This window comes from Flavobacterium sp. GNP002, assembly GCF_054343795.1.
In genome coordinates this window covers 3,451,589-3,473,458 of sequence record NZ_JBTGUW010000001.1, presented here as the reverse complement: position 1 = coordinate 3,473,458, position 21,870 = coordinate 3,451,589, and the positions used below count along the sequence as shown (strand labels likewise).

The window sequence follows — 21,870 nt, the reverse complement described above, 5'->3', positions numbered from 1 at the left end:
TACTGATATTTTATATCATAAAGTTGAATAAGATTAAGGATTTTATACCGATACTAATAGCAATTATTCCTTTTGTATTTATTTTCTCCTATTTGCTTTCCATTTCGGATGAAATTCCAAAAGGGAGTTATTATCCTTTGGTTGTTCAAAATGTTTTAGTGTCGATTCTTGCTGGTGTTATTTTGTCTAATTATATCATGAACGACAGTAATAATTCGCCTTGGCTGGCTATTTTTGGATTATTATCTACTGCACTCTATTTTACAGTTTTCATTGAAAAATGCCTTTTATCTAAGTTGCCACCAACATACTTCAGGCCATTGGGAATGATTTTGTATGTTACCAGTTATTATTCCTTTTATAGATTTGTTATTGATTTAGAAGTGATAAATGCCAAAAAAAAATCGATTACTGTTATACAATAATCGATTTCCCTTCAAACGCTTTTGCTTTGTCATTATCAAGATAAAAATCAATTCTGCCCAGATTTATTCCATAACAACCCACTTGATTTACCAGTACTTCTTTACCGGCAAGGTTTTTTACAACGGTAGGTTTATCTAGAAAAGTGTGTGTGTGTCCGCCAATAATTAAATCAATGTCTTGCGTTAGTTCCGCTAATTTCAAATCGCATATTTTATTAGGTTCATCTCTGTATTTATACCCTAAATGAGACAAACAAACTACTAAATCGCACTTCTGTTCTTTCTTTAAAATCCGAACCATATCCTGTGCTGTTTCAACAGGATTATTATAAACGGTTTCCTTATACATTCCTTTATCAACTAATCCTTCAAGCTCAATTCCAAGCCCAAAAACACCTACTTTAATGCCGTTTTTGTTGAATATTTTATAAGGTTTTACAAAACCGTCCATTACGGTATTTTTAAAATCGTAATTGGCTGATAGGAACTCAAACTTGGCATGAGGCATTTGTGCGTGCAAACCTTCAACACCGTTATCAAAATCATGATTTCCTATCGTAGAAGCATCATATTGCATCATGCTCATCAATTTGAATTCTAATTCTCCGCCATAATAATTAAAATAAGGCGTTCCTTGAAAAATATCGCCTGCATCCAGCAATAATACATTTGGATTCTCTTTCCGAATCGTTTCAATCAATGCTGCTCTTCGCGCAACTCCACCCATATTTGCATTTCTGGGATGATCTGCAGGAAACGGATCAATGTAACTGTGTACATCATTAGTATGTAAAATAGTAATATGTCTTTTTTGTGAAGATTCAAAGCTGCTTAATGATAAGCCTAAACTCAGTAAAGCTGAACCTGCAGCTGTTTTTTCTATAAATTCTCTTCTTTTCATTTTATATTTTTTTGGAGCTATTTCCCACTTTTCGATGCAATATTTTTTATCCTGAAAAACGATAAAAAATGATTTTCACTTCAAATGTAATTCACTGAACTCCTATGAGAATAAAAGTTAGGTGAAGTAATCGGGGCTAGGGTTTTATGTTTTCTAAAACTATTTTATTATCTAAATTCGAATTCTTTATTCTACAGTAATTCTAACATCATTTATCACAGGAATTGTATCTACTGCTTTAAAATAATCAATAAGAATATTTCGTAGTTTATAGTCTAAATCGAATTTTTGAATCCCTTTCTTAAAGAAATTCATGTTGTCACCACCATTAGATAAATAATCATTGGTTCCCACATAATAAATAGTCTCTTTTTGTATCGGTTTTCCTTGTACTAATATGTTTTTAGGAAGGTTGTTTTTGCCAATGGTAAAAGTTAGTCCAGCTAGTGGATGTGGTTTTTTTTCGGCGATAAAATAATCGACCATTTCAAGAATTTGTTCTCCTTTTAAAGCAATCACAACCAAACTGTTTTCAAAAGGCATAATTTCAAAAGCCGTTCTTGCAGTTACATTTCCCTTTGGAAGTATAGAACGAATCCCTCCGCTATTGAGCAAACAAATATCAATGCTCTTTTTTTCTCTCGCTTGAAATACAATGTTTCCTCTCATTAAAGTAACATCAGCCATCAAATTACCAATTGTAGTTTGCCATTTACCTGTGCTTTTGTCTAATGTTTCAGGGCAATAAGCAAGAACGCTATCTAAATCTTTATTGATATGTTCTCTGTAAGGTTTGATAAAATTTTCAATTTGAGGGACTTGAATTTCCTTTTCGGTGATTGGAATTCGTTTGCCTTCTATCTTAGTAACGTAGTAATTTTGTTTGCTGCAGGAAGCAATAAAAAAAAATGTTAAGAATATAACAAAAAGTTTAGAAACATCGTTATACTTTTTTAGATTTACCATTTTAAATGCGACTTAATTAATTAATTTTGTAATCAAGTAAAAGTAATATGTTTTTGAATTATATAAAGGATTTTTTTGTAAAAAAAACATTAAAAAAAAGCTTTCAAAATTTAAAAAATATTGAGTCAGTTAATGTTGTAAAAACAATTGGTTTACTGGTTGATGCCACTCATTTTGCCAAAACTGAATTATTGATTAAACAGTTAAAAGCAAACGGAATTGCATCAGAAAATATAACAACAATTGTTTACGGAGATAAATTTAAGAAAACTCTAGAGAAAACATATCCTGTATTTACTTCAGGAGATTTAAAATGGAATGGAGAAATTTCTTCTTTGGAAGTAAATGATTTTATCAATCAAAAATATGATTTGTTAATCAGTTATTACGACATAGAAAAAGCAATTTTATTAAAAATCACTCATAATTCAAAAGCGCAATTTAAAGTTGGTTTTTCATCAATAGACAAAAGATTAAATCATTTTATGATTAAAACAGATGTTGATAATTATACACTTTTTGTAAGTGAGCTATTCAAATATTTAAAATTATTAAACAAAATATAAAACTAATATGCAATCATTAATAGGTACTGGTGTTGCTCTTGTAACCCCTTTTAAAGAAGATTTTTCAATTGACACCGAAGCATTAAAAAGAATTGTAAATTTTTCAATCGACGGAGGAATTGAATATCTTGTGGTTTTAGGTACAACTGCCGAAAATGCAACATTGTCTCAAGACGAAAAAGAATTAGTTATTAGTACCGTAATCGAAGCTAATAATGGTGCTTTGCCATTAGTGCTTGGAGTAGGAGGAAACAATACTTTAAAAGTTGTAGAAGAGTTGAAAACAAGAGATTTGTCTTCATTTGCAGCAATATTATCGGTTTCTCCATATTACAACAAACCTACACAAGAAGGTATATACCAGCATTTTAAAGCAGTCGCTGAAGCATCTCCAATTCCAGTAATTTTATACAATGTTCCAGGAAGAACGGCCAGCAATATGTTGCCTTCAACGGTTATACGTTTGGCTAATGATTTTGAAAATGTCGTAGCCATAAAAGAAGCTGCAGGTGATATCGTTCAAGCCATGCAATTGTTAAAAAACAAACCAAAAGATTTTCTGGTAATTTCAGGAGATGATATGATTGCTTTGCCAATGGTTTTGGCAGGAGGATCAGGCGTTATATCTGTAATTGGGCAAGGTTTTCCTAAAGAATTTTCTGAAATGATTCGATTAGGATTGAATCGTAAAGTGGATGAAGCATTCAAATCACAATACCTTTTAGCAGATTGTATTGATATGATTTTTGAGCAAGGAAATCCAGCAGGAATCAAACAAGTGTTTCTATCACTGGGAATTTCAGAAAACACCGTGCGCTTACCATTAGTAAAAGTAGACGATTCTCTAGCAGAAAGAATTAATCAATTTGTCAAAAAAGTCAATAAACAAGGATAAAAAAAGAGTCTTTTTTTAAACAAAAAATATATTTTGAAGTCGCTAAATTAATAACTAAATTTGCCACCGAAACTTCGGTATGATTTTATGGGTTGTTTCAACCAAGAAATCATAAAAAAAGTAAAAAAATGAAAAAAATAATATCTCTATTGCTTCTTGTAGTTTTATTCAGTTCTTGTAACGAATACCAAAAAGCATTAAAAACCGAAGATGTCGCTGTTAAATTTGAAATGGCCACTAAATTATACGATGCAGGGAAATATTCTAAAGCGATTCGTATTTTTGAACAAATTGCTCCAGCCTACAGAGGGAAACCTCAAGCTGAAAAATTGTTTTATATGTTTTCTCAATCATATTTCAAAACGCAACAATATTACTTGGCAGGATACCAATTTGAGAGTTTTGTTTCAGGATATCCTAAAAGTGAAAAACTGGAAGAAGCAGCATATTTAGGAGCAAAAAGCTATTCTATGTTGTCACCAGTTTATAGTTTAGATCAAACAGACACTACTAAAGCATTAGATAAATTACAAGCATTTATTGATAATTATCCTAATTCAACGTACTTGACAGAAGCGAATGCAACTGTAAAAGTACTGAGTGAGAAAATAGAGCAAAAGGTTTTTGAAAATGCTAAAGGATACAATACAATTTCTGATTATAAATCAGCAATTGTTGCTTTAGACAATTTTGTAGCAGATTATCCTGGAACTCCGTTTAAAGAAGATGCTTTATATTACAAGTTAGATTCAGCGTATCAATTAGCAATTAATAGTATTCCATCAAAAATGGAAGAGCGATTAAATGTTGCAAAAGCTGCACAATTGAATTTGATTAAGTTTAAAGCGGATACTAAATACAAGCAAGAAGCAAGCGAAATGTTAGCTCGAATAGATAAAGATTTACAAAAATTTACTAAATAAATAAAGTCATGGATTTAAAAAAGACGAATGCTCCAGTAAATACAATAACATACAACAAAACTGTTATTGAAGAACCTACTGGTAATGTGTATGAAGCAATAACCATTATGGCTAAAAGAGCAAACCAAATCAATTCTGAAATTAAAAAAGAATTGACAGAGAAATTGGAAGAATTTGCTACATATAATGACAGTCTTGAAGAAGTTTTTGAAAACAAAGAGCAAATTGAGGTTTCAAAGTTTTACGAAAAACTACCTAAGCCACACGCTTTAGCAGTTCAAGAATGGTTAGATGGTAAAATTTACCACAGAGATTCAAATAAATAATAGTTACTATGTCAGTTTTAAGCGGTAAGAAAATTCTACTTGGAGTTTCTGGTGGAATTGCAGCCTATAAAACAGCCACATTAGTACGACTTTTCATAAAAGCAGGTGCACATGTCCAAGTGATAATGACACCTGCTTCTAAGGATTTTGTAACTCCTCTTACGTTATCCACGTTATCCAAAAATCCTGTTCATTCCAGTTTTTATAATCAAGACGATGAGAACGAAAAATGGAACAATCATGTTGAATTAGCTCTTTGGGCTGATTTGATGGTTATTGCTCCAGCAACTGCAAATACTTTGTCTAAAATGACAAATGGTACTTGTGACAATCTTTTGATTGCAGCTTATTTATCAGCAAAATGTCCGGTTTATTTTGCTCCTGCAATGGATTTAGACATGTACAAACATCCTTCTACTATTGCTAATTTCTCTTCTCTGACTCAATTTGGCAATGTCATAATTCCTGCGGAAAGCGGTGAACTGGCAAGCGGATTATCCGGTGAAGGAAGAATGGCTGAACCTGAAAATATTATTGCTTTTATTGAAGCTGATTTAAATAGCAAATTACCTCTTAAAGGAAAAAAAATATTAATTACTGCAGGTCCCACATACGAAGCAATAGATCCTGTGCGTTTTATAGGAAATCATTCTTCGGGAAAAATGGGTTTTGATATAGCAATAAGCGCTGCAAATCTAGGTGCTTCGGTGATTTTGGTTTCGGGACCTACAAATTGTAAAGTTTCAAATCCATTAATTAATGTGATTCCTGTTGTATCTGCAGAAGAAATGTACGTGGCTTGTCATCAGTTTTATCCAGATGTGGATGTTGCGATTGCAGCAGCTGCCGTTGCAGATTACAAACCAAAAAATGTTGCACAACAAAAAATAAAAAAAGCAGCTGATAATTTTACAATTGAACTCGAAAAAACGAAGGATATTTTAGCTTCTTTAGGCGAACAAAAGAAAAGCCAGTTTTTGATAGGTTTTGCTTTAGAAACAGAAAATGAAATTGAAAATGCAACCTTGAAAATTCAGAAAAAAAACTTAGATTTGATTGTTTTAAATTCGCTTCAAGATCAGGGTGCTGGTTTTGGTAAAGCAACGAATAAAGTTACCTTTATTGATAAAAATTTCAATATTGAGCCAATGGAATTAAAATCAAAAGAAGCTGTTGCTGATGATATTCTAGAAAAGGTGAAAGTACATTTTATGAAATAGGGTGTCGGATTAATACAAACGCAATATTGCTGTTTGAACTATTGTTAACCGTTAAGAGATAATACAAATCTACAGATGAATAAAATAATTATTTTTTTTCTGCTTTTTTCTTTTGGGCTTTCACAAGCGCAACAATTAAACTGTACGGTAACGGTTGATGCACAAAAATTGAGTGTTACAAATCAGCAAGTTTTTAAAACCTTGCAAACTTCCATAAGTGAGTTTGTAAATAAAACGGATTGGACTGGGCAAACGGTTAAGCAAAATGAGAAAATTAATTGTTCGATGTATATTACTGTTTCTTCGAACAACTCAGATCAATTTACGGCAACGATTCAAGTACAATCTTCAAGACCTATTTTTAATTCCTCATATTCATCTCCGGTATTAAATTACAATGATAAAGACTTTAATTTTAGGTATATAGAGTTTGAAAATCTAATTTTTAGTCCTACTACATTCGATTCTAATTTAGTTTCTGTATTGGCTTTTTACAGTTATATGATTTTAGGAATGGATGCAGATACTTTTGTTTCCGAATCTGGAAATTCGTATTTTGAAATTGCTCAAAATATTTCAAATATAGCACAACAAGGCGGTTCTAAAGGATGGAGTCAAGCTGATGGAAATCAAAATCGCTACTTTTTGATAAATGATATTTTATCTCCAGCATTCAAACAAATACGTCAAACCATGCTCGATTATCATGTAGGTTTGGATGTAATGAATCAGGATTTAAAAGCGTCCAAAGAAAAAGTGAAAGGATCACTAATCGATTTGGCCAAACTAAATACTTCCAGACCCAACGCATTTTTAACACGTGTTTTTTTCGATGCTAAATCTGATGAAATAGTTTCTATATTTTCTGGTGGACCCAGTATTACAATCTCAGATTTAGTCGATAATCTGAATAAAATTTCTCCTTTGAATTCAAGTAAATGGATGCTGATGAAATATTAATTGATTTCCAATTTTTAGATTAATCCAGCTTCACATCACAAAACAATACAGTAAATGATAACGTCACTTTCGATAAAAAACTATGCCTTAATAGAAAAATTGTCTATCGATTTTTCAAAAGGTTTCTCAACAATCACAGGAGAAACGGGTGCAGGAAAATCAATAATTTTAGGAGCATTAGGACTGGTTTTAGGGAAAAGAGCCGACTTGACTTCTTTAAAAAACAAAGAAGAAAAGTGTATCATTGAGGCTCATTTTGAAATTTCTAAGTATAATTTGCTTTCTTTTTTTGAAGCAAATGATTTGGACTATGAAAATGATACCATAATTAGACGTGAAATTCTGCCTTCTGGAAAATCAAGAGCTTTTATAAATGATAGTCCTGTGAATCTTCAGGAATTGCAGGAATTGAGTTTGTTCTTGATTGATATTCATTCGCAACAACAAACCCAAGAACTTTCAGATGAAAATGTACAGTTCGAAATTATTGATGCAATTGCAAATAATAAAGAAACAATTCTGGAATATCAGGCGCTTTTAAAAAGCTATAAATCGGATAAATCCAAATTGAATTCGTTGCTGAAAAGACAAAGCGAATCTAAGAAAGAGCAGGAATACAATACTTTTTTACTGGATGAGTTAGTTGCTGCTCAATTAAAATCTGGCGAGCAAGAAACTCTTGAGGCTGATTTTGAGAAGTTGAATAATGTTGAGATTATAAAAGAATCTATTGATAGGTCTTTAGCTATAGCCAATGAAGAGCAAATAGGTGTGATGCATAATTTGAATGAAATCAAGGTTTCATTACAAAAAATCGCCTATTTTTCGACTGAATATCATTCTTTATTAGAAAGAATTACAAGCGTAACGATTGAGTTTGATGATATTTCAGTTGAAATGAATCGTTGCTCCGAAAAACTTGTTAATGATCCGGAACAATTGGATTTAATTAGTCAAAAGCTTCAGGTAATTTTTAATTTACAAAAGAAACATCAGGTTTCCTCTGTAGATGAATTATTGGAAATTCAAGCTAATCTGGAAAATTCAGTTTTAGAATTAGGCAATATGGAAGAAGAAATTGCGGCGCTGATTGTTTCTATTGAACAAAAAACAATTGAATTGGATGCTTTTTCGACCACAATTCATAACAATAGATTGAATTCGATTCCAGTTTTATCTCAAAAGTTGATTACCATTTTAGAAACTTTGGGAATGCCAAATGTTCGCTTTAATATTGATATTAAGACTACTGAAACATATTTCCAAAATGGAAAAGATGAGCTTCAGTTTTTATTCTCAGCAAATAAAGGAACTGATTTCGGTTTATTAAAAAAAGTAGCTTCCGGTGGAGAAATGTCAAGGATTATGCTTGCTGTTAAGGCGATATTAGCACAATACTCCAAATTGCCAACATTGATTTTTGATGAAATCGATACCGGTGTTTCTGGAGAAATTGCTATTAGAATGGGAGAAATTATGAAGGAAATGAGTCAGGAAATGCAAATTTTTGCCATTACCCATTTACCACAAATCGCTGCTAAAGGAAATGCACATTTCAAAGTATTTAAATCAACTGTTGGCGAAGATACTCTCTCTGAACTGAAGTTATTAAATGGAGAAGAAAGAGTCGTAGAAATTGCTCAAATGTTATCAGGAACTGTAGTTTCTGATTCGGCCTTAAATCACGCTAAAGCCTTGCTGAACTAATTTTTTACTTTATATTTGTTTCCTTATAAAAGCAAAATTTTTGCATCAGCGATAAAACTATTACACGAATAAATATAAAAACGAATAACCAAGAGTATGATTATAGAACCTAGAATGAGAGGATTTATTTGTACGACATCTCACCCAAAAGGATGCGAACAAAATGTTAAAAATCAAATTGAATATATTAAATCAAAAGGACCTATAAACGGGGCTAAAAAAGTATTAGTAATTGGAGCTTCAACCGGATTTGGTTTAGCTTCGAGAATTACAAGTGCTTTTGGATCTGCAGCAGGAACTATTGGTGTATTTTTTGAAAAACCTCCAACAGAAGGTAAAACAGCTTCACCAGGTTGGTATAATTCTGCAGCTTTTGAAAATGAAGCTCATGCTGCTGGTTTATATGCAAAAAGTATCAATGGAGATGCTTTTTCGAATGAAGTAAAACAACAAACATTAGATCTTATAAAAGCGGACTTAGGGCAAGTGGACTTAGTAATCTATAGTTTAGCTTCTCCTGTTCGTATGCATCCGGTTACAGGCGTTTTGCATCGTTCTGTTTTGAAACCTATCGGAAGTACTTTTACTAATAAAACGGTTGATTTTCATTCTGGTAAAGTTTCAGAGATTTCAATTGAGCCTTGTAGTGGTGAGGATATTGAAAATACAGTTGCTGTAATGGGCGGTGAAGATTGGTCAATGTGGATTGATGCTTTAAAAGCTCAAAATCTATTGGCTCCTGGCGCTACAACTGTTGCTTATTCTTATATTGGACCATCATTGACCGAAGCGGTTTATAGAAAAGGAACAATAGGTCGTGCGAAAGATCATCTTGAAGCGACTGCTTTTGCCATTACTGACAGTTTAGCTGACATTGATGGAAAAGCATTTGTTTCGGTAAATAAAGCATTGGTAACACAAGCAAGTTCTGCAATTCCGGTTATTCCATTGTATATTTCTTTGTTGTATAAAATAATGAAAGAAGAAGGAATTCACGAAGGTTGTATCGAACAAATTCAACGTTTGTACCAAGAAAGATTGTATACTGGCAATGAAATTCCAGTTGATGAAAAAGGAAGAATCCGTATTGATGATTTAGAAATGCGTCCTGATGTTCAAGAAAAAATAGCTAAATTGTGGATTGAAGCTGTAACTGAAAATTTATCTGAAATAGGAGATTTAGAAGGATACAGAAAAGATTTCTACAATCTATTTGGTTTTGACGTAGAAGGCGTTGATTATAAAGCAGATGCAAACGAAGTGGTAAACATCGAAAGTATTGGCTAAACAAATTACAGAATTAAATATTTTAAAAACCATCAATTAATAGTTGATGGTTTTTTTATGGATAAAGATTATCTTTGTTAAAATTTTTTGAGCCTAAAAAAACATCTTTAATACCACATTCATAATTTATGTTATTTTCCCTAATTATACCAGTTTACAATCGTCCGGATGAAGTTGATGAACTTTTAGAGAGTTTATCTCATTCAACGTATAACGAAATTTTTGAAATTGTTATTATTGAAGATGGTTCCTCCATAGCTTGTAAAGATGTAGCTCAGAAATATGGGGACAGACTAGATATTTCTTACTATTACAAGGAAAATTCAGGACCTGGGGATTCACGAAATTACGGAATGAAAAAAGCAAGAGGAGATTATTTTATCATTTTTGATTCAGATTGTATTATTCCAAAGGAGTATTTAACAGAAGTTGATAAAGCTTTAAAACAGAATTATGTAGATTGTTTTGGAGGACCTGATAAAGCTTTGGATAGTTTTTCAGATATTCAGAAAGCAATTAATTTTGCAATGACCTCCTTTTTAACCACTGGTGGAATTAGAGGTGGTTCAGAAAAAATAGATAAATTTCAGCCTAGAAGTTTCAACATGGGATTGTCCAGAAAAGCTTTTGAAGCATCGAAAGGTTTTGGAAATATTCACCCTGGTGAAGATCCGGATTTATCAATTCGTTTGTGGAATTTAGGTTTTGAGACTAAACTTTTTCCTAAAGCATTCGTATATCACAAAAGAAGAATTGATTGGGATAAGTTTTCTATTCAGGTAAATAAATTTGGGAAAGCACGACCAATTTTGAATAGTTGGTATCCAAAATACAATAAGCTAACTTTTTTCTTTCCTTCGGTATTCATAGTTGGATTTTTTACTTCATTTTTATTGATGCTATTTTTTAATTTTGATTTGCTTCTTCAATTGTATTTTGTTTACTTTTTGGTACTGTTTTTGGTGTCTTCTTATCAAAATAAAAGCTTGAAAATTGGGTATTTATCATTGATAGCCGTTTGGAAACAATTTTATGGTTACGGAACCGGTTTTATAAAATCTTTTTATAAAATTATCATTTTGAAACAAAATCCTCAAGAAGCTTTCCCTGAATTATTTTTCAAAGTTTAATATGACAAAAATAATTGGTTTAACTGGCGGTATTGGAAGTGGGAAAACCACCATTGCAAATTATTTTAAATCATTTGGCATTCCATTGTACATTGCTGATGACGAAGCCAGAAAAATCATGCAATCTTCAGAAATTACTGAAGCTATTAAAAATGTATTTGGTGATACAGTTTTTGAAAATGAGAAGTTAAACAGAGAAGAATTAGCCAAAATTGTTTTTAATAACCCTGAAAAATTAGAAAAACTTAATAAAATTGTTCATCCTGCAGTAAAAAAACATTTTGAACAATGGCTTTTGCAACATACTGCAGCTTCTTATGTTATTTATGAAGCTGCTATTTTATTTGAAAGTGGTAGTTATAAAAATTGCGATTTGGTTATAACTGTCACAGCACCAGTAGAATCAAGGATTCAGAGAGTTATTGAGCGTGATAAAACGACACGAGAACTTGTTTTAAAAAGAATAAATGCACAATGGACTGATGAACAACGCATCTCAAAAAGCGATTTCATCATAGAAAATACTTCTATAGAAACTACAAAATTAGAAGTTGTTAAAATTCTTAAAATTTTAAAGATTAAACAAAATGTGCTATAGGTGTTAATGTTTGGTTAATCTATTATTTAATATATTGTTAAAATACTAAATTTGTTTCGATGAATAAACTTTTTTTTAGATTACTTGTTTTATTGATGAGTCTGTCCTTAATAGGGATAATTCTTGTTCAAGTGTATTGGTTTAATACTTCGTTCAAAAACAATGATGAGCAGTTTAAATTTCATGTTAAACAAGTTATTGGTAATGTAGCAGATAAGATACAGAAGCAAGAAACATATAGTTTTTATGATAAAATAAATCATTATAAAGACAGTACAGGAAAAGTACCTGAAAAGGATGACATATTAGAGTTTTATTATGTTCAAAAAAATCCAAGAACAAATAAAACGATTATATATTCAAACAGTATAATTTCTGAAGATTATAATATTTCACCAACGTTCTTTGATAAAAAATTTGATAGTGAAAAATTTAAGAGCTTTAGTTCCAAACGGGTAACTGAAGTTTATAACAATAATTCAATAGATAAATCAGGAGTGAGCCAAAGTTTGATTCCTGATGTTAGAATTGAAAAATCAGGTAATCTGGATATTTTAGACAATGCTCTTTTTGAAATTTCCTCTAAGGATGTTTTGTCTGCAATGCCACTTGAAGAACGTGTTTCCAGTGATGTTTTACAGAAACTGATTAAAAAAGAATTAGGAGAATATGGTATTGAAACAAGATTTGAATTTGGTATTTACAGCAATAATTTAGCTACCAAAATTAAATCAAATGATTTTAAATATGATAAAGATGCTACCTATTCAATTCCCATTTTTACAGATAATGAAGGGAATAGTAAATATCAATTGTTAGTAACATTTCCTCTAAAGAAGAAATTTTTATTGTCAGAACTCGTTAGTATAACAGTTCTTTCTATTGTTTTTACACTGATTATTTTAATTGCTTACACGAGTGCATTGAATCAATTAATTCGTCAACGTCAAATTTCTGAAATCAAAAACGATTTCATTAATAATATGACGCACGAGTTTAAAACTCCAATTGCAACTATAAATTTAGCTTTGGATGCAATTAGAAATCCAAAAATAATAGATGATAAAGAGAAGGTTTTGCGATACCTTCAAATGATTAAGGATGAGAATAAACGCATGCATGCTCAGGTAGAAAATGTACTACGAATTTCTAAATTAGAAAAGAAAGAATTAGATATTACTAAAGAATCAAATAATATTCATGAGATTATTGAAGATGCAATAGATCATGTGAATTTGATTTTAGAAGACAGGCAAGGAACAATTATCTGTCATTTTAAAGCTATTAGAACTACAGTTTTAATCAATGATGTTCATTTTACCAATGTCATTGTAAATATTTTAGAAAACGCAATAAAATACTCACCTAATGTTCCAGAAATTGAAATTTTCACTGAAAATATCAAAGATATGGTCATTATCAAAGTTAAAGATAGCGGTCTTGGAATGAGTAAAATAGCTCAAAAAAGAATTTTTGAAAAATTCTATAGAGAGCATACTGGAGACATTCATAATGTTAAAGGTCACGGGTTAGGATTAGCTTACGTAAAAAGAATTGTTGACGACCATAATGGTCAAGTATATGTAGAAAGTGAAAAGGGAAAAGGGAGTACCTTCATAATAAAATTACCATTAATAAATTAGAATATGGAAAATGTAAATAAAAAAATACTTCTAGTCGAAGATGACCTTAATTTTGGTGCAGTTTTGAAAGATTATTTAATGCTAAATGATTTTGATGTTACTTTGGCCAAAAATGGAATGGAAGGATTCGAAAAGTTCAAAAAGGATACTTATGATTTATGTATTCTGGATGTAATGATGCCTTACAAAGATGGTTATACTTTGGCTAAAGAAATCAGAGAAAAAAATAATGAAGTGCCAATTATATTTTTAACAGCAAAATCTATGAAAGAAGATGTGTTGAAAGGATATAAAGCAGGCGCTGACGATTACTTGAATAAACCTTTTGATTCTGAAGTATTGTTGATGAAAATCAAAGCAATAATCCAAAGAAAATCATCTGATACTAAAGCAGAGCAAGTACAATTTGAATTTAATATTGGTAAATTTCATTTGAATTCAAAACTTCGTTTTTTAACTTTTAATAATGATGAGCCAATAAAACTATCTCCAAAAGAGAATGAATTATTAAAAATGTTGATTCTTCATGAAAATGATTTAATGCCAAGAGAATTAGCATTGACAAAAATCTGGAGAGATGACAACTATTTTACTTCAAGAAGTATGGATGTTTACATCGCTAAATTGAGAAAGTATTTGAAACTTGATGAAGATGTGGAAATTTTAAACATCCACGGAGAAGGATTTAGATTAGTTGTTAAGAATAAAGTAGCAGAATAAATAGATATAAGCCTCAAGAAATTGAGGCTTTTTTTATGGATTAAAAAGATATTTATTTCCAATTCAATTGTAAAGCAAAACTTGTTTTATCGTCTTTTGTAATACTAAAAACGGTTTCTTTTTCGGATATACTTTCGTGAATGATGACTTTATCTTTTAGTGATAATTCTTTTAAGAAATTCATTTCTAAACTTTCAATTTTTTGATTGAGAATTAATTTTTCATCAACTAAGTCCAAACACCATTCTAAATATTTTACATTATTGACATGATTTACAATATCTAAATCAGATAAAAAGACGTTTTTTTCAAAAACAATTTCCTTTTCATTATTGAAATTTATTTTAGAAAAACCTTCAAGAGTAGCTCTTTTTTCCGGATACAATTCAAAATGTTCAAATGGTAACGCCAATCCTTCCGGGCGACGCTTTTTAGTATTAAAAACTGCCCAAAAAGTCTCTGAACCCACAATTTTTTCGCCATTTACGTGCATTTCCAGCGCCCTAACGGAACGGGAGTTTTCTAGGGAATTTATCCATGTTTTTACAGTTACCGTATCACCCCATTTTGGTAATTTAGAGATTTCAACACGCATTCTGCTTAAAACCCATGCTTGGTCAAATTCCTGCATGTCTGTAAAACTGATGCCACCAATCTCTGAATGTGCAGCAGCCGTTAACTGCAGCATATTACATAAGTCAGTGTATTTTAAAAAACCGTTTGGTGCGCATTGTGTAAAATTGATTTCCCAGTCTTTGCTTAATACGGAAGTGAAATTTGGAGAGATAGGCATATAAATAATTATGAATTTGTATTTTTAAATATAAGATTTATTGTTTTACTTTTTTTGAATTGATATAATCCACAATAGTTTCATACGGAGTTTCAAAATCAAACCATTTGGTATTTTCATTTCTTTTGAACCAGGTCAATTGGCGTTTAGAAAATCGTCTAGTATTTTTCTTTATTTCTTCGATGGCAAATTCTAGTGAAATTTCTCTGCCAAAATAACTAAATAACTCTCTATAACCTACGGTTTGCAAGGCGTTCAATTCTTTATTTGGGAATAACGTTTTTGTTTCAGCAAGAAGTCCTTCATTCATCATAATATCAACGCGTTGATTGATTCGGTTGTAAATGATTTTTCTGTCAGCTTCCAGACCAATTAAAATAGAAGTGAAGTTTCGGCTGTTTTTTTTCTGGTTTAAAAAAGAAGAATACGGTTTTCCAGCACCAATACAAACTTCGACGAAACGCATCATTCGTTGCGGGTTTTGTAGCGTTTGAGGATTTTCGGTGGTCAAAACTTTGTAATAATCTGGATCTAAAACTTCGAGTTTTTGCTGTAAATATCCGATTCCTAATTTTTCATAATTAGTAGTTATCTCAGTACGGACTGCTGCATCTATTTCGGGAAATTCATCAAAACCTTTTAGAATTGCATCGACATACAATCCGGAACCGCCAACTAAAATGGCGTAATCATTTGTCAAAAATAATTCATCAAGTTTAGCAATAGCTTCTTTCTCGAAATCACCAACGGTATAATTCTCGAATATGGATTTGTTTTGGATAAAATGATGGGTAGCTGCTGCTAACTCGGCTTTGTTTGGTACAGCAGTTCCAATGGTCATTTCCTTGAAAAACTGCCGGCTATCGCAGGAAACAATATCACATTTGAAATAATTAGCTAAAACAATGCTTAGGGAAGTTTTCCCGATAGCTGTAGGTCCGACGATAGTGATTAAGTATTTCATATTTTTTTAGCCCAGATGGAAACGGAAACCCCGGAGTTATGGAAGTTAGTTTTTCTTGGTGTAAAAGAGCGACTGGAGGAAGCTCCTTTTATGCCTTAGAAAAACAACTGAAATAACGAGGAGTTGCAGTGTACAGCTGGAATTGCTTCAAATTAATAAATTATAGTTCTGCTCCGCAATGGAAACAGTATTTTGCATTAAATTCATGTCCCTCAGTACCGCATACATTACAAGGATTGATTCTCTCAGACCTTGGTTTTTTGCGGTTGCTATTGGCAAATTCCGCTGAAACAATTCCTGTAGGAACAGCAATTATTCCGTAACCCATAATCATTACTACCGATGCGATGGCTTGTCCCAGTGGCGTTATAGGCGAAATATCTCCATAACCTACTGTTGTAAGTGTCACGATTGTCCAATAAATACTGATGGGAATGCTGGTAAAACCACCTTCTTCTCCTTCAACGACGTACATTACTGAGCCAATGATTACACTGCTGATTAACATGAAGTAAATGAAAATAAGTATTTTTCCTCTGCTGGCAATCAACGCTTCTTTTAGATGCGTGGATTGGCTGGAGAATTGTGGGTGTTTCAAAATTTTGAATAATCGCAACAATCGTAAAGCTCTAACAACTGTTAAAACACTGGTTCCAACAAAAAATAGGGAGAAATACATGGGTAATGTCGCTATCAAATCAATTATACCATAGAAACTGAAAATGTATTTTAAGGGTTTTTTTATAGAAATTATTCTAAGAATGTATTCTAAAGTGAAGAAAATTGTAATAATCCATTCCAATACAATGAGTTCATAATGGTACTTTGTATCAAAACCTTTGACCGTTTCGAGCATAACTATAACGACACTAACTAGAATGACGCCTAAAAGAATAAGATCAAATAATCGTCCGGAAGCAGTATTTGTTCCGTAAATTACGACATTAGTTCTGTGTCTAAAAGCGTCAAATTTTGACTTTTGCATAATTATTTTGTAATTATTAGCATACGATTAGAATTTAACAATCTTCAATGTTTTACTTTTTCGAACATGACTTTGAATAATATTACGAGTATCCCTATTATTTTGCATGGGGATGATAATATTTTTAAGAATTTCGATATTGTTGATTTGATAGTTTAAATCATAGAAAGCATAGCCTCTATAAATTCCGTTTTCAATCAAAACGGCGCTTCGCTCATTGATGGTTCTACCTCGATCAACAAGTACCATATTTTGATTTTCGAAACTATTTTTATCTATAAATCCTTGAACTCTTGCGTTATATTCTTCAGGTGAAATCTCACCAACACAAGCTCCATCACATTCTTTTATATTGTATTGAAAACAGTTTGTTTTAGAAACATATAAACCAGTAAGTTTTTGGCACAAGTTATAATGGGAAGTGATTCTGAACAACGCATTTTTGCCTTCTTGCAAGGAAGTAAAGGAGGTGATTTCTTTTTTTCGACCATCAGCTTTTTGAAGCTTTAGGTTGAGATACCCATTTTTATCTTTTTCAGCATACAAAGCCAGTTGAAAAATACTTTTTCGTTGCGCTCTGTTATAAATGGGTTTGTTGATTTTTATTTCTTCACTTTCTTTCAATAATGCAATCAATTCACTTCCAGTTTCATCATACGTAACTGTGAAAACTTCAGCTTGTATTTTTTTGCATTTTGAGGAAGTCCCAGTAAAATGCTGGTTGATACGTTTTTTTATGTTTCGGCTTTTGCCAATGTAAACCAAATTCCCTTTTTCATTGTGGATATAATAAACACCAGTTTTTGCAGGTAAGCTAGCCACAATATCCAGTAATTTTGGTGCAATTCCTTTTTCGATTTCCAGCTTTATAAAATCTTTTACAATTTCTTTCTCTAAATCTTTTTCTAAAAGAATTTTGAATAATTTGACAGTTGCCAAAGCATCACCACTGGCTCGGTGTCTATCAGCCATTGGGATTCCAAGGGCACGAACGAGTTTCCCTAAACTATGGGAAGGTTGCTCTGGTAATAATTTTTTTGATAATTCAACCGTACAAAGTGTTCTGGCTTCAAAATCATATCCTAATCGGCGGAATTCAGTTCTTAATATTCGGTAATCAAACGAGGCATTATGAGCTACGATAACACAGTCATTTGTCATTTCGATGATGCGTTTAGCAACTTCAAAAAACTTTGGAGCAGAACTTAACATGGCATTATTAATTCCAGTAAGTTTTACTACAAAGGGCTGTATTGGAATTTCTGGATTTACTAAACTGATGAATTGATCTACAACTTCATGTCCATCAAATTTATAGATGGCGATTTCAGTTATTCCTTCTTCGTTGAATTGTCCTCCAGTGGTTTCTATGTCTAGTATTGCGTACATTTTCAATGTCAATTTCAAAAATCAATAGAAATGTCAATTTCAAAAATCAATTTCAATAACAAAGTCAATATTAAAAGCAAATATCAATTTTAAAAAACTAAAAAATTGAATATTGTAATTGCTATTGTAATTGCTATTGAAAAAATATTGTAATTGCCATTGTAATTGTAATTGAATTATTTTTTATTGTTTATCATTTTTGAAGCGATAGCTATTAGTTCTTCAACTTCTGTCAAAAGCCACTTTCTTTCTTCTAAATCTCCTGTTTTTATATAATCCAGAACTTTTAATGAATTTCTAGACTCTTTAAGCTCCTTGACGGAAAGAGAAACCTTAAATATAAAATCTTTATTTGTTATCGTTCCTTGAGCCTCTCCATAATTTAGTGAAGAACTTCCGGATGATTGTATCAGTTGGTTTTTGTAATAATCAATTTCATAAGATTTTTCTAATTTTCTAACAAAGAAAATGCATTCACCTGCAAATCTAACTAAACGGTCTTCAAAATTGTAGATTTTGTCAAAATTAGGTTCGTTTGCTTGCATTTTTATTGAAGTTGAATTTTGTTAATACAAATTATCTTCCTCCAAAGATACTACTTCCAATCCGAACCATTGTGCTTCCGCATTCAATTGCAAGTTGATAATCTCCTGACATTCCCATTGAGATAGTTTCTAGCTGGCAGTTTTCAGTTTCCAGTTCTTTTGTCGTGTCGAAAATTGTTTTCAAATGCAAAAATTCGTTCTTGATTTGATCTTTATTGTCTGTGAAAGTAGCCATTCCCATTAATCCAACGATTCTAATGTTTTTCATTTCATGAAATTCACTCGAGGATAGGAGTAAAGCAAGTTCTTCCTCGTCAAGACCAAATTTAGTTTCCTCTTCCGCAATATAAATTTGTAGTAAGCAATCGATAATTCTATTGTTTTTGAGTGCTTGCTTATTGATTTCCTGTAGTAATTTCAAACTATCAACACCGTGAATCAAGCTCACAAATGGCGCCATAAATTTGACTTTATTGGTCTGAACGTGACCTATCATGTGCCATTGAATGTCTTTGGGCATTTGTTCCCATTTCTCCGCCATTTCCTGGATTTTGTTTTCTCCAAAAATGCGTTGACCAGCTTCATAAGCTTCCATTAAATCTGAAACAGGTTTGGTTTTAGAAACCGCAACTAGGGTTACGTGTTCCGGTAATGTAGCTTTTATATTGAGTAAATTATTTTTTATTGACATTTTAATGTTTTGATTTTAAATCGTTATCGATACCTAAAGTTCATAAACGACTAATCCGCTTCTAAACTTTGGTTCAATATACGTACTTTTTGGAGGCATTATCAAATTGGCATCAGCCAAGGCTTTTATTTCTCCAATATTTGATGGAAATAGAATAAAACCGATTTCAAATTCTCCTTGATCAATTTTGTTTTTTACTTCCAATACAGATTGTTTTCCTGAAAGGTATTCTATTCGCTCATCATTACGTAAATCTTCAATGGCAAGAATAGGCAGTAACACTTTTTTGTATAAAATTTGTGTGTCTAAACTATCCAAAGCAGTTTCGAAAGCTTCATTTTCTTTTCGTAAAATTAAGCTATAAAAAGCATTGTCAAGATACATTCCGAATTGGTGCTTTTGAGAAGGCTGAAAAGGTTGTTGGAATTTGTTTTCAAGAATAAAATCCTTTTCTAATTCTTTGATGAAATCTTCTTTTGATAAACCGTTTAAATCTTTTACTAAACGATTGAATTCATATATTTTGACGTTATTTTCAGAAATTAAATAGCTCAGAATATGATTTTTTGCAGTGTTTTCTGGATCATCATTTTCCTCAGATAATAATCTTAGTGCTTCGGTACGATGATGACCGTCAGCGATATAAAGATTGTTTGTTTTTTCAAATATATTTTGAAGCCAATTGATTTCTAATCCATCTTCAATTTTCCACAGATAATGAATCTCTTTTTTTGTGGTTGAAAATTCAAAATCAGCTAATTTTTGGGTACAATTAAAAATCCAGTTTTCTATGGTTTTATTATCTGGATAGGTCATTAAAACAGGTTCCGTATTGAACTCTGAATATTTCATGTAGTCTTTGAGTAATCGGACTCTAAAAGCAATAATATCTTCATGTTTTTTGATGATATCATTACAATAATCTGCTACACTTGTTCCCGCAATAATCCCTGTGAATGAATGTGTTTTAGTAACAATTTTATGAATATAAATAGCAGGTTTTTTATCTTTTACTAAAATGATTTCATTTTTGAAATCCTCGTATTTTTGATGTACTTGTCGGTATCTTTTTTCAAAAGAAACGCTTTCCTGATTGGTATAAGCTGGTTTTAGAATATGTAAAAAAGATAATGGATTGAAATCCAATTGTGCTGCTAATTCAGCATTTACATATTCTTCATAAGAACGACAAGTGACGAGACAAACCTTATCACGAGTGGGACGAACTGCTTTGAAAGGAACTATTTTAGCCATAATTAGGTCAAAAGTTAAAAGCCAAAAGTCGAGAGTTTAAAGTAATTGACTTTAGACTCTCGACTTTTGAATATTATGACTATATAAATTGTTTAGAAATCTTCTCTGCTTTTTTGCTTTCAGAATAATCATAGAAACCTTCACCGGATTTAACCCCCATTTTTCCTGCACGAACCATATTTACCAATAACGGGCAAGGAGCATATTTTGGGTTTTTGAAACCGTCATACATTACATTTAAAATAGCTAAACATACGTCAAGACCAATGAAATCTGCTAATTGTAAAGGCCCCATTGGGTGTCCCATACCAAGTTTCATAACAGTGTCAATTTCATAAACACCAGCTACTTTGTTGTATAAGGTTTCGATAGCTTCGTTGATCATTGGCATCAAAATTCTATTGGCAACAAAACCAGGATAATCGTTGACTTCAACAGGCGTTTTTCCTAATTTCTCCGAAAGAGTCATGATTGTTTTCGTCACTTCATCGCTAGTGTTGTATCCACGAATGATTTCGACTAATTTCATAATTGGCACTGGATTCATAAAATGCATACCGATAACACGTTCTGGATGTGCCACAACAGCTCCAATTTGAGTAATCGAAATGGAAGAAGTGTTGGTTGCCAATATCGTATTGTGTGAACAAGCATCGTTTAATTGCTTGAAGATATTTAGTTTTAATTCAACATTTTCAGTTGCGGCTTCAATTACTAAATCAACTCCTACAACACCATCTTTAATATCTGTATAAGTGATAATATTGGTGATCGTTTTAGCTTTGTCTTCTTGTGTGATGCTCCCTTTTGCAATCATTCGGTCTAAATTAGCGGCGATGGTTGCCATTCCTTTATCTAATGATTTCTCTGAAACATCTATTAATTTTACGGTAAAACCACTTTGTGCAAAGGTATGGGCGATTCCATTTCCCATTGTTCCTGCTCCGATTACGGCTATTGTTTTCATTCTTATTTTGGATTA

At 31.8% G+C, this 21,870-nt stretch carries 23 protein-coding genes; 13 read left to right on the top strand and 10 right to left on the bottom strand.

Annotated elements, in window-relative coordinates; translation table 11 throughout:
* The first annotated feature begins 23 nt into the window (after positions 1 to 23).
* Complete coding sequence (locus ACXX80_RS15195; RefSeq protein ID WP_458553982.1) at positions 24 to 425, top strand: hypothetical protein; 402 nt, start codon at positions 24 to 26, stop codon at positions 423 to 425.
* On the opposite strand, the gene ACXX80_RS15190 is transcribed toward ACXX80_RS15195, so the two are convergent.
* The gene (locus ACXX80_RS15190; protein ID WP_458553981.1) at positions 415 to 1,326 is read right to left on the bottom strand and encodes a bifunctional metallophosphatase/5'-nucleotidase; all 912 of its coding nucleotides are present in this window, start codon (positions 1,324 to 1,326) and stop codon (positions 415 to 417) included. The genes ACXX80_RS15195 and ACXX80_RS15190 overlap by 11 nt on opposite strands.
* Positions 1,327 to 1,512: 186 nt before the next feature.
* Positions 1,513 to 2,292 carry a 5'-nucleotidase C-terminal domain-containing protein gene (locus ACXX80_RS15185; RefSeq protein ID WP_458553980.1) on the bottom strand — a complete coding sequence of 260 codons (780 nt, stop codon included), beginning with the start codon at positions 2,290 to 2,292 and terminating at the stop codon, positions 1,513 to 1,515.
* A 47-nt stretch (positions 2,293 to 2,339) separates the two neighbouring features.
* Here ACXX80_RS15185 and ACXX80_RS15180 point away from each other — a divergent pair, with 47 nt between their 5' ends.
* The 12 genes from ACXX80_RS15180 to ACXX80_RS15125 all read left to right on the top strand — a co-directional run bounded on the left by ACXX80_RS15180 (position 2,340) and on the right by ACXX80_RS15125 (position 14,267).
* On the top strand, positions 2,340 to 2,858 hold the full coding sequence (locus tag ACXX80_RS15180; protein WP_458553979.1) for a DUF6913 domain-containing protein: 519 nt from the start codon (positions 2,340 to 2,342) through the stop codon (positions 2,856 to 2,858).
* Between the two features lie 7 nt (positions 2,859 to 2,865).
* Positions 2,866 to 3,753: a 4-hydroxy-tetrahydrodipicolinate synthase gene (gene dapA / locus ACXX80_RS15175; RefSeq protein ID WP_458553978.1), complete on the top strand. Its 888-nt coding sequence runs from the start codon at positions 2,866 to 2,868 to the stop codon at positions 3,751 to 3,753.
* A 128-nt stretch (positions 3,754 to 3,881) separates the two neighbouring features.
* Entirely contained in the window at positions 3,882 to 4,676 is a 795-nt protein-coding gene (locus tag ACXX80_RS15170; protein ID WP_458553977.1) for an outer membrane protein assembly factor BamD, read from the top strand.
* Between the two features lie 8 nt (positions 4,677 to 4,684).
* Positions 4,685 to 5,002 (top strand): DNA-directed RNA polymerase subunit omega, encoded by a 318-nt coding sequence (locus ACXX80_RS15165; RefSeq protein ID WP_026709525.1) that lies wholly within the window; start codon positions 4,685 to 4,687, stop codon positions 5,000 to 5,002.
* Between the two features lie 8 nt (positions 5,003 to 5,010).
* A complete protein-coding gene (coaBC, locus tag ACXX80_RS15160; RefSeq protein WP_417992181.1) occupies positions 5,011 to 6,222 on the top strand; it encodes a bifunctional phosphopantothenoylcysteine decarboxylase/phosphopantothenate--cysteine ligase CoaBC in 1,212 nt (403 codons plus the stop codon).
* Between the two features lie 75 nt (positions 6,223 to 6,297).
* Entirely contained in the window at positions 6,298 to 7,182 is an 885-nt protein-coding gene (gene porD, locus ACXX80_RS15155; protein ID WP_458553976.1) for a type IX secretion system protein PorD, read from the top strand.
* A 54-nt stretch (positions 7,183 to 7,236) separates the two neighbouring features.
* Positions 7,237 to 8,889 carry a DNA repair protein RecN gene (gene recN / locus ACXX80_RS15150; protein ID WP_458553975.1) on the top strand — a complete coding sequence of 551 codons (1,653 nt, stop codon included), beginning with the start codon at positions 7,237 to 7,239 and terminating at the stop codon, positions 8,887 to 8,889.
* A 96-nt stretch (positions 8,890 to 8,985) separates the two neighbouring features.
* Positions 8,986 to 10,176, top strand: coding sequence for an enoyl-ACP reductase FabV (gene fabV, locus ACXX80_RS15145; RefSeq protein WP_458553974.1), 1,191 nt, complete (start codon positions 8,986 to 8,988; stop codon positions 10,174 to 10,176).
* Positions 10,177 to 10,304: 128 nt separating this feature from the next.
* Complete coding sequence (locus ACXX80_RS15140) at positions 10,305 to 11,306, top strand: glycosyltransferase family 2 protein (RefSeq protein WP_458553973.1); 1,002 nt, start codon at positions 10,305 to 10,307, stop codon at positions 11,304 to 11,306.
* A gap of 1 nt (position 11,307) precedes the next feature.
* Positions 11,308 to 11,904 carry a dephospho-CoA kinase gene (gene coaE, locus ACXX80_RS15135; RefSeq protein ID WP_458553972.1) on the top strand — a complete coding sequence of 199 codons (597 nt, stop codon included), beginning with the start codon at positions 11,308 to 11,310 and terminating at the stop codon, positions 11,902 to 11,904.
* A 59-nt stretch (positions 11,905 to 11,963) separates the two neighbouring features.
* Positions 11,964 to 13,547: a sensor histidine kinase gene (locus tag ACXX80_RS15130; protein ID WP_417951413.1), complete on the top strand. Its 1,584-nt coding sequence runs from the start codon at positions 11,964 to 11,966 to the stop codon at positions 13,545 to 13,547.
* A gap of 3 nt (positions 13,548 to 13,550) precedes the next feature.
* A complete protein-coding gene (locus ACXX80_RS15125; RefSeq protein WP_099715105.1) occupies positions 13,551 to 14,267 on the top strand; it encodes a response regulator transcription factor in 717 nt (238 codons plus the stop codon).
* 52 nt (positions 14,268 to 14,319) lie between these two features.
* On the opposite strand, the gene ACXX80_RS15120 is transcribed toward ACXX80_RS15125, so the two are convergent.
* The 8 genes from ACXX80_RS15120 to ACXX80_RS15085 all read right to left on the bottom strand — a co-directional run bounded on the left by ACXX80_RS15120 (position 14,320) and on the right by ACXX80_RS15085 (position 21,855).
* On the bottom strand, positions 14,320 to 15,060 hold the full coding sequence (locus tag ACXX80_RS15120; protein WP_458553971.1) for an acyl-[acyl-carrier-protein] thioesterase: 741 nt from the start codon (positions 15,058 to 15,060) through the stop codon (positions 14,320 to 14,322).
* 37 nt (positions 15,061 to 15,097) lie between these two features.
* Positions 15,098 to 16,024: a tRNA (adenosine(37)-N6)-dimethylallyltransferase MiaA gene (gene miaA / locus ACXX80_RS15115; RefSeq protein ID WP_458553970.1), complete on the bottom strand. Its 927-nt coding sequence runs from the start codon at positions 16,022 to 16,024 to the stop codon at positions 15,098 to 15,100.
* Positions 16,025 to 16,184: 160 nt separating this feature from the next.
* The gene (locus ACXX80_RS15110; RefSeq protein ID WP_458553969.1) at positions 16,185 to 17,009 is read right to left on the bottom strand and encodes an ion transporter; all 825 of its coding nucleotides are present in this window, start codon (positions 17,007 to 17,009) and stop codon (positions 16,185 to 16,187) included.
* Between the two features lie 27 nt (positions 17,010 to 17,036).
* On the bottom strand, positions 17,037 to 18,398 hold the full coding sequence (locus tag ACXX80_RS15105) for an exonuclease domain-containing protein (protein WP_458553968.1): 1,362 nt from the start codon (positions 18,396 to 18,398) through the stop codon (positions 17,037 to 17,039).
* A gap of 176 nt (positions 18,399 to 18,574) precedes the next feature.
* Positions 18,575 to 18,943, bottom strand: coding sequence for a four helix bundle protein (locus ACXX80_RS15100; RefSeq protein WP_458553967.1), 369 nt, complete (start codon positions 18,941 to 18,943; stop codon positions 18,575 to 18,577).
* Positions 18,944 to 18,974: 31 nt separating this feature from the next.
* Positions 18,975 to 19,634, bottom strand: coding sequence for a YggS family pyridoxal phosphate-dependent enzyme (locus ACXX80_RS15095; protein ID WP_458553966.1), 660 nt, complete (start codon positions 19,632 to 19,634; stop codon positions 18,975 to 18,977).
* Between the two features lie 33 nt (positions 19,635 to 19,667).
* Positions 19,668 to 20,888 (bottom strand): DUF1015 domain-containing protein, encoded by a 1,221-nt coding sequence (locus tag ACXX80_RS15090; RefSeq protein WP_458553965.1) that lies wholly within the window; start codon positions 20,886 to 20,888, stop codon positions 19,668 to 19,670.
* A 79-nt stretch (positions 20,889 to 20,967) separates the two neighbouring features.
* On the bottom strand, positions 20,968 to 21,855 hold the full coding sequence (locus ACXX80_RS15085; RefSeq protein WP_458553964.1) for a 3-hydroxyacyl-CoA dehydrogenase family protein: 888 nt from the start codon (positions 21,853 to 21,855) through the stop codon (positions 20,968 to 20,970).
* Between the last annotated feature and the right edge of the window lie 15 nt (positions 21,856 to 21,870).